The following is a 12,855-nucleotide window of genomic DNA, read 5'->3' on the forward strand; positions in this document are numbered from 1 at the left end:
GTTAGACGTCACCCGTTGACTGCGGTCGGCCGATGAGCTTGCCGTCGCTGATCGCGTCGACGTCGTCCGCGACCATGCGGAACGACTGTTTGCGGCCCTCGGTGTCGGCCCGGCGCGAGAGCCGCGCCTTGTGGATCTCCTTGATGTCGTCGTCCATCTCGAGGTCGGCCCACTCGAAGATACGGACTCGACCGTCGTCGTCCCGCGCGGGGAGGACGGCGCCCTTCGCGCTGTCGCTGGGCGCGAAGGGGACGTCCAGCGCGCCGGAATCGAAGGCCTCGATCGTGCCCTGGACGACGTCGCCGTCGCCGTGCTCGAAGATGGTGTCCATCAGACACCGGGTCTCGCGCTCGATCAAGTCCTGTTCCTCCGCGATGCCGTCGATGTCGATTTTCTGCTCGATGGCCATGTCGATGACCTGCCGCGTGGTGCGCAGGCCGGCGGAGTTGGCCTCCTTGGTCGGGACCCCCTGGAACTCCTGGGGGGACTTGGTGATGACCTTGTCCGGCTGGGCGATGGCGGCGGTCATCCCGCCGAGGCCGATCACGCCGTTGGCGCGGGCCTCGTCCGGCGGGAAGCCGCCCATCCACTCGTGGAAGACCGTCGTGACGACGACCTCGTCGGGGAGGTACTCGTTGCCCAGCTTCTTCAGGGCGTTCAGGGCGGCGACGTCCTGGACGACGTTGCCGACCTGCCCGTAGCCGAGCGTGATCGATCGGACGCCCTGCGTGGCGGCGAGCTGGCCCTCGACGATCATGATCGCGATGGCAATCGACGGCGGGACGAGGGTACCCGTCAGCGGGCCGAAGGGCTCGCGGTTGATCCGCACGCCCCGCTCGGTGTAGGCGCCCGCCAGCCGGTCGACGAACTGCCACTTCTCGATGGTCTCCTCGAGGCCGTGGCGTTTCGTGTACGGAATGTTATACGAGATCGGACCGCCCTCGAAGCTCTGGAAGCCGCCGGCGAAGGTGATTGCGGCCAGCAGCCGGGCGTCGGGCGTTCCGTGACGGACCTCGATCGGCGCGTCGATCGAGTCGATCAGCTCCCGGCAGCCGTCGACGCCATGGTTGACGGCGGGGAACCCGTTGAGGGTGTCGTCGCCGGTCTCACGCGCTTTTTCGAGGCCCTGCTGGGCCTTCTCGTACTCGTTGTCGCGCGTGTACGAGTCGATGGTCGTCGGCAGGAGGTCCGCCTGCCCCTCCCGGTGGAGGTACTCGAGGAGTTCGATCTGGTCATCGAGCCGAGGGACGCCGGCTCGCGGTTGCAAGAGCGGTTTGTCGGCCGACTCGAGGACGTCCGCGAATCGCTTGTTATCGGGCAGCGACTCGTGGTAGGCGACGGCGTCCTCGAAGTCGACGTCGTCGCCCGTCGACCAGTTCGACCGGATTTCTTCGTCGATACGCCGTAGCTCGTCGGCGGGAATGCGTTCGTCTCGTATCATCTACGAACTGATGGTAGCCCGTTCGGACTCGGTCGGTCTGATCTGCAGGTCCTCCCGAAGCGCCGCGATCGCGTCTTCGGGGTCCGTCTCGGAGTCGAAGACTCGATCGAAGCCGAGCCGCCGGAACGTGCGCCGGGTCCGCTCGAACTCGTCCTGGCCGACGGCGAGGTTGCCGCCGATGTAGGTGACGGCGTCGACCCCGGCGTCCTCGAGGACCTCGTGGAATCCCTGGCAGTCCTGCTCGGCGTGGCCGTAGAGCGAGGAGACCAGTACGGCCTCAGCGTCGTGTGCTACGGCGGCCTCGGCGAACTCTTCCTGGGAGGTCTGGACGCCGAGGTTGATCACGTCGAAGCCCGCTGCGCTGAAGGCCTGTTCGAGGATGGTGATTCCAACGACGTGAGCGTCGGAGCCGATCACGCCGAGGACGACCGTTTGGGACATCGTATGCAGAACCATGAGGAACCGGACTATAAAGTTAATGATCTTCCATGATAATACACCTTAACCGTCCTAATAGCGTCCCTATGGGACGGTGTCACAATGTACATTATCGATGATAAGGTTTAGGTGCCGGCCTGAAAAAGGGTCCGGTACATGGGAGCGCTTTCGAATCTGCGCGTGCTCGATCTGACCCAGGTGCTGGCCGGGCCGTACTGCACGATGTTGCTCGCGGACATGGGCGCGGACGTCGTCAAAATCGAGCGGCCGGGCGGCGATATGATTCGCTCGAACCCGCCGTTCGTCGACGACCCCGAGACGGAGGCCTACGGCGGCTACTTCCAAAGCGTCAACCGCGGCAAGAAGAGCATCGAGCTGAACCTGGGCGACGAGGACGATCGCGCGGACTTCCTCTCGCTGGTCGAGGCGGCCGATATCGTCGTCGAGAACTACCGCTCGGGGACGATGGAGAAGTACGATTTGGGCTACGAAACCCTCAAAGAGCACAACGACGACCTCATCTACTCCTCGATCCGCGGCTTCGGCGACCCGCGGACGGGCGAAACGGAGCGGCAGGGTCAGCCCTCCTTCGACCTCATCGCACAGGCGCTGGGCGGGGTCATGGAGACCACCGGCCAGCCCGACGGCCCGCCGACGAAGACCGGCCCCGGCGTCGGCGACCTCTTCACCGCGACGCTGAACTGCATCGGCATTCTGGCCGCCGTCAACCACCGCGAACAGACCGGCGAGGGCCAGTACGTTGACACCGCCATGTACGACTCGATGCTCAGCTTCACCGAGCGCGCCGTCTACCAGCAGTCCTACACGGGCGAGGCGCCGACTCGACGGGGCAACTCCCACCCCACGCTCTTCCCCTACAACGCCTTCGAGACCGCCGACGGCTACGCCGTCATCGCCGCGTTCAACAACAACCACTGGGCCGAACTCTGCGACGTGATGGGCCGTGAGGACCTCGCCGAAACGTATCCGACGACCGCGGAACGTCTCGAGCACCGCGCGTCGCTCCGCGACGAGATCGCCGACTGGACCCTCGCACAGACCAACGAGGAACTGGTGAGCAAACTCGAGGGCCGGGTCCCGGCCGCCAAGGTCCAGACCACCGAGGAGATCTTCGACGACCCGCACGTCCACGCGCGAGACATGCTCGTGCCCGTCGAACAGCCCGGCGCCGACCGCGACGTCGAGATCGCGGGCAACCCGATCAAAATGAGCGAGACCGAGCCCAGGCCTCGCGGTCGCGCGCCGCTGTTAGACGAGCACCGCGAGGAGATTCTGGGTGAGCGGGCGGAGAAGACGGCCGACGACTGAGCGACGGTCGTATTCGGTATTCTTCGACGGAACTGAGAGGGGCGTACGGTGGGTCAGATTGAAATCTCTCCGGACACGTACCGTCTAACAGCGGCACACACCGCCCTTTCGGATCTGGTTCGTGACGTGACGATGGATCTCCTGCGCCAGTGATTGCATGACGTCTGCTTGCTCCTTCGTCGGCCGTTTTCCGCCGTAGTAGCTGTCCGTCCGGTTCTCGGTGTACAGTCCCGCGAGCCTGTCAGTCGTCGAGCGGGAGAGCAGCGCGAGCTCCGATGCTCGATCGTAACAGTACGTGTGATCGTGGAAGTCCCGTAGTTCGTCTCCGCCCTCTGCGAGCGCGTACGCCTCTATCGACCGTTCGATGGCTCCGAAACAGAGTTCGATCGTTGCGGTATAGTAGCCGTCACCGTCGAGTCGTTCGATGACGTGAAGTAGCGTACACCCCTTCGTGAGTTGGGATGTCCACTCGTCGTCCGTGTCGATCGTCTCCTCGTACGTCGGGATTCCGTGTCCCTCCTCGTTGAACGCGTCGACAGCGGTTTCGAGGGCGTCGGTAATCGCGTTCGGATCGGACCCGTCACGCATCCCCATCACCGCCCTGACTGATCACGTTCCGAACCGTTCCAAAGTCCTCAGTTTCGTAGAGCGCGATTCCATCTCGCAGGATTTCGCGGAGTTCGGAGAGGTAGTTCGGAACCGCCTGCAGCGCTTCGACGTCGACCTCGTACTCGTATCGATCGCCGTCGAACGATTCCTCCTCGAGGTGCTGACGGATTCGGTTCGCTTCCCGCTGGGCTTCCATTCGACCGCCCTCGACCAGCACCCAAAGATCGATATCGCTTCGTCGGTCGGCCTCGCCTCGAGCCACACTCCCGTACAGGACGATTCCGACCACGTCGTCCAGTTCGTCCGCGAGCGTCTCGACGGCCGTCTGTACGGGCGCGTGGAACTCCGACTGCGGGATCTGGAAATATGGGTTGTCGGGAACGGAGAGCCGCTCACGGTTGATCCGCACCATCCGCTTTCGGCCCTTCCGTTCCGCGGTGACGAGATCGTTACTCGAGAGCACATCGATCGCGTTGGTAACGCTCGGCCTCGAGTGATCGACCGCGTTCGCGAGCTCCGTCATCGAGAACTCGTTGTCGGGATTTCGACTTAAAAGTGAGAGAACATCATCGATCACCTCGCTTCGGAATAATCGGCCGTCTTCAACGGGGATATCGAGGGTTATGGTCGTCCGATCCGTCGACGACGTGTTCGGTTTCGTTTTCATTGTAAGGGATACCTTACGCGATCTACTTATAGTTTATATTAGATCCTGCAATTCCTTATATACTACTGGATGTTTTTGATCAGGATCGGCTGGCATCTCGAGACGGTCCCGCTCGTTCCGGACGAGTGTCTGCCGACTCTCGGACGTGATGGTACTGCGAGATAGCGACTCGAGGTCATCGACGGCCAGTGGGTCAAATCTCTTTTCCGGCCACTATCTCGACGACCGAATCGAAGATCGCGAGTTACAGAATCTCGCGTAGTATGCGCTCGAGGTTCCGCTCTAACTCCGACGCCTGCAGAATCGTCACCGGGTTCTCGGACTGTTCCTCGAGCGAGGGCGGGTCGTCGTCGCGATCTTGGACAACGAGGAGTCCGTTCCAGCCCGAGCCGAAGTACTCCGTCTCGTCGGGGCCGAAGACGAACTCCTCGTTGACACGGAGGAAGGCGAGGTATTCGAGCGTCTCCTTGATTCCTCGACGGATCGTGTCGACGTTGGCGCTGTTTTTGACCTCCACAATCAGGTATTCGTGCTGATCGTTGTCTTCGGAGATGACCTCGAGAACGATGACGTCGGGACGACCAGTGTGATTCCTGAAGTCCCGTTCGAAGTAGTTGCCGGCGATATCCTGAGCCTCGAGTTGGACTTTGTCCGTTCGGGAGAGAGTTTCCGCGTCCTCGTCCGGTTCAGCGACGAACGAGAGGTTCCGATCGCCCGCGGAGTTGTCGTGGTAGAGGACGATCTCCTTGTCGTCTTCGAACCGGGCCACCTCCTGTCGACCCGTCGCGATCGTCTTGTACTCCGGTTGGCTCTCTCGAAGACGCTCGAGCGTCGCGACGAATCGAAAGAGGACGAACAGTTCGAACAGCGAATCCTGATCGTCGGGCGCGATCGCCGTCTCCTCGAGCAGTTGGCGAATCGCGTCGGGATCGCCGTTAAATAGTCGCTCTCGAGATTTGAGGAGGGAGGCCGCCTCGCGATACACCGCGTGGCGCGAGTCTGCGGCGGTCGTGAGCATGCGTTCCGTCGGCTCGTAGGCGTCCGGATCGCGAATGCGGCGAATGTGGACGTTTCGATCGACGATCCGCTGCAGTTCGTCGATCAGATTCTCGTTGCCCGTCCACGTCTCTCGGACCCAGTCGTAGTCGCTGCGGAGGTACTCTTCGGCCTCTCGAATCGTCGTATGAACGATCGATATCAGCCGCTTGAGAACGATATTCTCGGGAATGTCGTAATCCTCCATCCGGTCGTCACAGACGAAGATCGACCGATCTCGAGGGTGTTCGGAGTAGCGCTTTTTGATCGTCTCGCTCCAGTTGATCCGCCCGTCGACCGCGCCGCGGCGGGTTCGTGACGTCGTCCGCGTTTCGGTTCGAATGCTTCGCAGGTGCATCGAGAGATCCCGCACGAAATCGACGACGTCGGATTTGAGGATGAAGTGCAAGTCGAGAAGCAGTTCGTACTCCTCGAATCGGTCGTCCAACTGTTCGGGCTTGATCGACTGCGCCAGCTTCCGTTCGGGGAACGATCCTTGCATCACGTGAGCGAGGATGTCTTCGCTCAGTTGGTCGAGGAGTTCGTCCCTATTCATTCTCCGCGACCGTCACCTGCAGCATCTCTCGAGCGGCCCGCTCGAGCAGCGAGTCGTCGATCTCTCTAACGGCCGCGATATCGCGGACGATCTGTCGCCGCTTCGGAACCCCCTCGAGTTGCGGGAAGATATAGCTGATAACCGCCTGTGTGAGATGGTACTCGAGATCCGATTCGGGATGGTGGTTCACGTACCGGAGGACGTCCTCGATGATCGCCGGTCCGATCGCTCGCTCTTCGACGGCGTGGTTCGTCTCCCGCCAGACGCGCCCGGTCGCCATCGCGACGTTCCGGTCGGGATCGAGCCCCCACGCGTCGGCGTACTCGTAGACGAGATCCTCTAACTGGCCATCGTCGGCCGGTAGTTCGGGGGCGGGGACGCGGACGAACGCGAACCGACGCATGAACGCGTAGCTCATCTCGTAGAGCGACGTCTTGTCGTAGGTGTTCATCGTCGCGAAGATTCGCCACGAGTCCGGGACGAGGTACTGGTGGTCGGCAGGGCGTCCCGACAGTTCGTCGGTCGTCGTGAGTTCGATCTCGCGACCGTCCTTGGTGTACGGTAGCTGCACCGACTGGCCGGAGAGGAGCGTGAAGAGTTGTCCGAATGCCTTGTCGATGTCAGCGCGATTCAGTTCGTCGATGACGATCAACTCGTTCGATTGGGTTTCCGTCCGATTGTTCTTGAGTCGATTGAGGACGATTCCGGGCGTGAACGCGAGGTCGTCACCGTCGCTCTCGGTCGATTCGTTCGGCATGTAGCCGCCGACCGTGTCGAACGTCGACCAGTCGGCCGTCGCCGTCGTCATCTCGTAGTCCGAGTACAGGTACGGATACCTGGCCGTGAGATGCGAACAGACGCGTCGAGCGATCTCCGTCTTGCCAGTTCCCGGCGGTCCGGTCAGGAGGATGTGTTTGCCCGACTGGAGGGCTGTCGTGATCTGCTCGAGTACTCGCTCATCCCCGTCGTCGGGGAAGTAAAGCCCCTCGAGCGTGTCGTCAGGGATCGATCCACGGCACGACTCGTGGACGTTGACCGTCGTCACTTCGGTCAACGACTCGGCCATCGCTTCGACGAGCGCGATCGGTCGGTCGCGATCGACGGCCCCGTCTTCCGCCCGGAACGTCGCGTACATCGACTGAACCGGGAACTCGGTACTGGACGTCCCGGAACAGATCTCGTTCGCTCGATCGGTCGGGAGGAGATCGCTCGTCAGTGCAGCAGCCTCCCGATCGATCCTCGAGGTCGACTTTTCGGTGATCGATCGCGATGTATCGATTTCGCCGATCGAACCCGTGAGGAAGAGTCGATCGAACGACGCGATGAGCGAATACGACTCGTCCTCGTGTTCGTCTTGCCACCATGGGTCGTTCGTCTCGAACCGCCGACCGATGATTCCGACGCCGATGACACCGCTCTGCTGGGTAGCGAGTTCATCGTCCGACGACTCTCCTCGAGCGTGAAGTACGACGACGTCTCCTTCGGAGAGGTCGGTCCAGTGGTTTCGATTCGCCTCTTCGAACAAGATCGAACCGTATCTAACGGTCGTGAGCCAGTCCTCAGGCGGCGCAGTGAACGCATAGACCGTCGGTGACGTTTCTCTAATATGGGAGAGTACGGGATGGTCGATATCCGTCGGGCGAGAGCTGGTCTCTTCGCCCTCGACGGTGTACGTGTCGCGGAGAATACTGTTCAATCGAGGCTGACTCAACGGTGCACCGCCGTCGGCAATTTTCGCTTGCAGTATACGAACCCAGCAGAGAAACAGCGTTTTCGCTGGCGAGAACGAGAAGTGTGACCCGATGCCGAGTTCGTCCGCAGTCTCCACGAGTTCGGGCTCGATCGATTCGTAGATCGCTCGCAGTTGATCGAACGTCGCAGCGGTACTCGAAGTAACGGTTCCGGACGGTTTGAACCCCTCGAGCGCCGCCGACCATTCGATAATGAGTGCTTCTCCGAGGCGCGTTTCGAGCCACGATGTCTCTTTCGAGGATTCCTCGAGTCGCGTTCGAACGTCAGCGATCGCGGATTCGAGGGTCTCGTAGTCGTCGGCTGCCGAGGACGAGTCGATCCGAGTGCCACGGATTTGTTCGATGAGGTCAGCGACGGAATCGTACTCCTCGAAGAACGTTGATCCGGTGCGATCGAATTTGATACGGGCGAACGTGTTGTTCGGCCACCCGCTATACCCGACCGTCTCCCAGAAATTCTCGCGATTGAGCGTCGTTTCGTACACGGGCTCGAGAAACAGCACGTGGGGGTACGACTCGTCAGAGACCTCTCCCCAGCCGACGGCGTCCGTAAACGCCGCTGCCGTCTTGTCGTCCAGAATCGTCGCTCGCTCGATACGAGCCAGATACGTATACTCGCCGCCGAAGTGACCGTCGCGATCCGCAAACAAGAGATAATCACCGCCGTTAGCGGCCTCATCCGCTTGGTTTCCCCAGACACGAACCGTCTCGCTCTCGACCGGAATATCGCAGATATCCGTGAGCCGTTCTCGAGGAACCCCATCGATGACAGTTCGGTCGAAGTTGATCCGGATCGGTTCGTCATCCGCCGTTTTCACCGGCACTTGGTAGACTATCGGATCGCTGGTAAGAGAGTCCGCAGCCGATTCGCGTCCCCCAGACGTCATTGGTTCCTAAACCGAGACAGTATCGTCCCATAAATCCTTCCGTAATACCGACTCGCATACATTTCGGATCCTTGCCCAAGTTCCGACTCGAACTCGAGGGCGGGATCACCTGACGCCGATAGGGACGGCCGTTCCAATTGTCTGTTTGCAGACGATCGGCGTGACGAACGTCACACAGAGTCCGGTCTCACCGATGTTGTGTCACCGATTGTCGCCCGAAGAGAGTAACCCTTTTGCGGGACCCCTGCACACGTCGGAGTATGAGCAGCGACTGGCCCGTCGATCCCGACGGCGAGGAAGGCAGCGAGGGAATGCGCAAGTACGACATGCGAATCATCGCGGACAAGGTCGACGAGGAGGAGGACTTCCCGATGGTCCGCGACGAGTTCGTCGAGGAGTACGGAGACTACCCGATCCGGATCAACTACAAGCGCGTCGTCCCGATGCGCGAGATCTTCGAGAACGTCGAACCCGAGCGCTTCGAGACGATCCTCGACATGCACAAGGCCGTCGGCGACGCCATGCGCGCCGGCGACTTCTGGGAGTACCACCCGCAGGGGAAGAACCCCGAGCGGAAACACGCCTGACGCGGACGCGGTCGCGTCTCGCCTCCGTTCTCGACTCGAGGCCCCTCCCTACTTGAGAGTCCCCTCGAGTCTCCCGTTCGTGTCCCCATCACGAATCTGGATTACGTATCGCTTATACGACGGCGTTCGAAACCAACTGCTACCGTGACTAATACGCAGGTTACGCTCGTTCAGATCGACAACTACGGGCCGTGGACGGTCACACCGGAGCCGCGACGGGAGGCCGACCTCCAGACGATGCAGTCCCGGCTCTACGCCGACATCTCCCAGTTCGTCGGCAACCGCGGCGGCTACACCTTCTTCACTCGCTTCGACAACATGATCGCCGTCACGAACGGCCTCGATCTCGAGGATCACGCGCTCCTCCAGGAGTCCGTCGGCAATCGGTACCCCGTGACGCTCAGCCTCGGCGTCGCGGCCGATACCAGTCCCGTGCAGGCGCTGGCCGACGCGACCGCGCGCGTCCAGGACGCCGGCAGCGCACAGGACGAGGATCGACGCGAGTGTCTCGAGGGCCGGGCCGTCGGCCCCGCCGACCGAACCGCCGAAGACGTCCAGATCGCCCACTTCGACGTCATCAACGCGACCGGCACCTACACCGACGAACTCAACGCCTTCGACACGTTCATCGAGATCGAACAGGGGTACGCCGAACTCATGCGGCACATGCGCCACGCCCACGAGAGCCTCTCGTTTTTCGTCGGTGGGGACAACATCATCGTCACCTGCCCGGACCTCGACGAAGGTGACTACGAGGAGGCCATCTACCACGTCGAGGAGGCCGTCGACGTCGAACTGCAGGTCGGCGTCGGCCGCGGGGAGTGCGCCCACGACGCCGGCTTCGCCGCGAAACACGCCCTCGAGACCTGTCGGGCCGACGGGACCCGCGTCGAACTCGAGTGGTGAGCGATTCGAGCGATCGCGCCGGGAGTGCGACCATTCGGGGACGGGATGTCGCCAGCGTAGCGGACAGTTTTCCGCGGTAGAACGGCCGAGAAACCGACTCACGGAACTTCGATCCCGATTCGCTTAAGAGTGGCGGGGGTAGCTTTTAGCCGGTGTGTGGCTATCTTTCACACATGGAATCGGAACTGTCGGTCAGGGAGGTCCTGACGAACGACTACGTCGGCGTCAGCGAGTCAGACACGGTTCGCGGCGCCGTTGAACTCATGCGAGAGGAGCGCTCGAGTTGCGTCCTCGTCGTCCGCGGGAGCGAGCCGGTCGGAATCATGACAGAGTGGGACGTCCTCGACGTCGTCGCCGACGAGCGCGATCCGTCCGAGACGACTGTCGGCGATGTCATGAGTTCGCCGGTCATCACGTTCGGGCCGGACCGGTCGCTCACCGACGTCGCCGACGCGATGGCCCGCGAGAGCATCCGCAACGTCGTGGTCGAGGACGACGAGGGCGTGGTTGGCTTGCTCACCCAGCGCGACGTCATCGCCGCCGCGGGCTCGTTCCAGGCCACGATGACACCCGGGCGAACGGCCAACACTGCGACGGGACTCGAGGGCGCGCAGCCGTCGGACGAGCGCTCCGCGCAGTCCCAGCCCGCCGGCGAGAGTCTCGACTCGCGGATGCTGGCCAACGGCGGCGACGAGTACACAACCCAGGGCGTCTGCGAAGCCTGCGGCTCGCTCGCGGAGGCGCTGTGGGACGCCAACGGCCAACTGGTCTGTGCGGACTGTCGCACGGTGTGACCGTCGAGGAGCCGGCGGTCCGCACCGCTCCGAGCGGACACGTACCGTTGTGTGTTAAACAATAGCGTGACACAGTCACCGACAGCGATTTCTCCGATGGAAAGACCTTTCGGGTGCCGCGGTGCACCTGTGGACAATGATCGATACCCTCGACGACCTCGACGTCGAAGGGACCACCGTCGGCGTCCGCGTGGACATCAACAGCCCGATCGGCGACGACGGTACCCTCGCCGACGACGCCCGACTGCGTGCCCACGTGGACACCCTTTCGGAACTGCTCGAGCGCGGCGGCCGGGTCGCCGTCCTCGCTCACCAGGGCCGGCCCGGCGGCGACGACTTCGTCTCCCTCGAGTCCCACGCCGAGCGGCTCTCGAAACTGCTCGAGCGGCCCGTCGACCACGTGGACACGACGTTCAGCGACGCCGCCCGCGAAGCCGTCCGGAACCTCGAGAACGGCGACTGCCTCGTCCTCGAGAACACGCGCTTCTACAGCGAGGAGTACATGGAGTTTGATCCCGACCGCGCCGCCGAAACCCACCTCGTAGAGGGGCTGGCCCCGGCGCTGGACGTCTACGTCAACGACGCCTTCGCCGCGGCCCACCGCTCCCAGCCCTCGCTGGTCGGCTTCCCGACCGTCCTCCCCGGCTACGCCGGCCGCGTGATGGAGTCGGAACTCGACGTCCTCGGGACGATCGAGGAGACCCCGGAACCACGGATCTACGTCCTCGGCGGGGCGAAGGTCCCGGACTCGATCGACGTCGCCTGGTCCGTCCTCGAGAAGGGGCTGGCCGACCACGTCCTCACCGCGGGCGTCGTCGGCAACGTCTTCCTCATCGCCGACGGCGTCGACGTCGGCGACGCCAGCTCCGACTTCATCTACGACCAGGGCTACTGGGACGAGATTGATCGCGCCGCCGACCTGCTCGACGCCTACGGCGACAGTATCGCGCTCCCGCGAGACGTCGCCGTCGAACGCGACGGCGAGCGCCACGAACTCGGCGTCAACGCCCTCCCGCCGGGCGACGAGGAGGCCGCCATGGACATCGGTAGCTCGACGCTCGCCTACTACGAACGCCTGCTCGAGGACGCGGGCACGGTCATCCTCAACGGCCCCGCCGGCGTCTTCGAGGAGGAGGCGTTCGCGACGGGAACCCGGCAGCTCTACGGCGCCGCGACCGACGTCGAGATGAGCATCGTCGGCGGCGGCGACACCGCCTCCGCGCTGCGCAGCCTCGGCGTCGACGGCTTCACACACGTTAGCACCGGCGGCGGCGCCGCCCTGCGGATGCTCACCGCGGAACCGCTGCCCGCCGTGACCGCACTTCAGGATGGACCCAAACGACAACAGCCGGCTGACGATTGAACGCGCCACCGCCGACGACGTCGAGACGGTCGCGGACCTGTGGGTCCGACTGGCTCGAGACCAGCGCCGACACGACTCCTACGTCCGCGCCGACGCCAACCGGGAGACGATGCGGGACACGCTCGCGGCCCACCAGGTCAACGACGGGCTGCTCGTCGCCCGCGACGGCGAGACTGTCGTCGGCTTCGCCTCGTTTTCCGTCGAACGGGGCTCGCTCCAGCTCGACGCCACCCGCGGCGTGCTCTCGAACATCTACGTCGTTCCCGCCGCCCGCGAGCAGGGCGTTGGAACGGCGCTGCTCGAGGCCGTCGAGGACGAACTCGCGTCCCAGGGCGCCGAAGTCGTGGTGCTCGAGGTGATGGCCCACAACGAGGCCGCCCGGCGGTTCTACGAGCGGAAGGGGTACGAGACCTATCGGGTCGCGATGGAACGCGACCTCGGCGACGACCGTTCGGAAAACGATACACATTCAAAGGAGGACGGCTAACCCGA

The 12,855-nt window shown here is 63.1% G+C and carries 12 protein-coding genes; 6 read left to right on the forward strand and 6 right to left on the reverse strand.

Annotated elements, in window-relative coordinates:
• Position 1: 1 nt before the first annotated feature.
• Together EH209_RS14240 and glmS are read right to left on the reverse strand one after the other, a co-directional pair.
• On the reverse strand, positions 2-1,441 hold the full coding sequence (locus EH209_RS14240) for a methylaspartate mutase subunit E (RefSeq protein WP_126663509.1): 1,440 nt from the start codon (positions 1,439-1,441) through the stop codon (positions 2-4).
• Positions 1,442-1,897 carry a methylaspartate mutase subunit S gene (glmS, locus tag EH209_RS14245; RefSeq protein WP_126663510.1) on the reverse strand — a complete coding sequence of 152 codons (456 nt, stop codon included), beginning with the start codon at positions 1,895-1,897 and terminating at the stop codon, positions 1,442-1,444.
• A gap of 138 nt (positions 1,898-2,035) precedes the next feature.
• On the opposite strand from glmS, the gene mct reads away from it, so the two are divergent.
• The gene (gene mct / locus EH209_RS14250; protein ID WP_126663511.1) at positions 2,036-3,208 is read left to right on the forward strand and encodes a succinyl-CoA:mesaconate CoA-transferase; all 1,173 of its coding nucleotides are present in this window, start codon (positions 2,036-2,038) and stop codon (positions 3,206-3,208) included.
• 84 nt (positions 3,209-3,292) lie between these two features.
• Here mct and EH209_RS14255 read toward each other — a convergent pair whose 3' ends face one another.
• From EH209_RS14255 to EH209_RS14270, 4 genes are all read right to left on the reverse strand, one after another.
• Entirely contained in the window at positions 3,293-3,796 is a 504-nt protein-coding gene (locus tag EH209_RS14255) for a DNA-binding protein (RefSeq protein WP_126663512.1), read from the reverse strand.
• On the reverse strand, positions 3,789-4,340 hold the full coding sequence (locus EH209_RS14260) for a nucleotidyltransferase domain-containing protein (RefSeq protein ID WP_249038800.1): 552 nt from the start codon (positions 4,338-4,340) through the stop codon (positions 3,789-3,791). The genes EH209_RS14255 and EH209_RS14260 overlap by 8 nt, the downstream gene beginning before the upstream one ends.
• A gap of 388 nt (positions 4,341-4,728) precedes the next feature.
• On the reverse strand, positions 4,729-6,075 hold the full coding sequence (locus EH209_RS14265; protein WP_126663514.1) for a hypothetical protein: 1,347 nt from the start codon (positions 6,073-6,075) through the stop codon (positions 4,729-4,731).
• The gene (locus EH209_RS14270) at positions 6,068-8,644 is read right to left on the reverse strand and encodes an AAA family ATPase (RefSeq protein WP_126663515.1); all 2,577 of its coding nucleotides are present in this window, start codon (positions 8,642-8,644) and stop codon (positions 6,068-6,070) included. The genes EH209_RS14265 and EH209_RS14270 overlap by 8 nt, the downstream gene beginning before the upstream one ends.
• 329 nt (positions 8,645-8,973) lie before the next feature.
• On the opposite strand from EH209_RS14270, the gene EH209_RS14275 reads away from it, so the two are divergent.
• The 5 genes from EH209_RS14275 (at position 8,974) to EH209_RS14295 (ending at position 12,850) form a co-directional block, all read left to right on the forward strand.
• Positions 8,974-9,300 carry a DUF5785 family protein gene (locus EH209_RS14275; RefSeq protein ID WP_126663516.1) on the forward strand — a complete coding sequence of 109 codons (327 nt, stop codon included), beginning with the start codon at positions 8,974-8,976 and terminating at the stop codon, positions 9,298-9,300.
• Positions 9,301-9,444: 144 nt separating this feature from the next.
• Positions 9,445-10,206: a GTP cyclohydrolase III gene (locus EH209_RS14280; protein WP_126663517.1), complete on the forward strand. Its 762-nt coding sequence runs from the start codon at positions 9,445-9,447 to the stop codon at positions 10,204-10,206.
• 173 nt (positions 10,207-10,379) lie between these two features.
• The gene (locus EH209_RS14285) at positions 10,380-11,000 is read left to right on the forward strand and encodes a CBS domain-containing protein (RefSeq protein WP_008896858.1); all 621 of its coding nucleotides are present in this window, start codon (positions 10,380-10,382) and stop codon (positions 10,998-11,000) included.
• A gap of 136 nt (positions 11,001-11,136) precedes the next feature.
• A complete protein-coding gene (locus EH209_RS14290; RefSeq protein WP_126663518.1) occupies positions 11,137-12,363 on the forward strand; it encodes a phosphoglycerate kinase in 1,227 nt (408 codons plus the stop codon).
• The gene (locus tag EH209_RS14295; protein WP_126663519.1) at positions 12,329-12,850 is read left to right on the forward strand and encodes a GNAT family N-acetyltransferase; all 522 of its coding nucleotides are present in this window, start codon (positions 12,329-12,331) and stop codon (positions 12,848-12,850) included. The genes EH209_RS14290 and EH209_RS14295 overlap by 35 nt, the downstream gene beginning before the upstream one ends.
• The last annotated feature ends 5 nt before the right edge of the window (positions 12,851-12,855 follow it).

The organism is Haloterrigena salifodinae (assembly GCF_003977755.1).
GTDB classification, from domain to species: Archaea; Halobacteriota; Halobacteria; order Halobacteriales; family Natrialbaceae; genus Haloterrigena; species Haloterrigena salifodinae.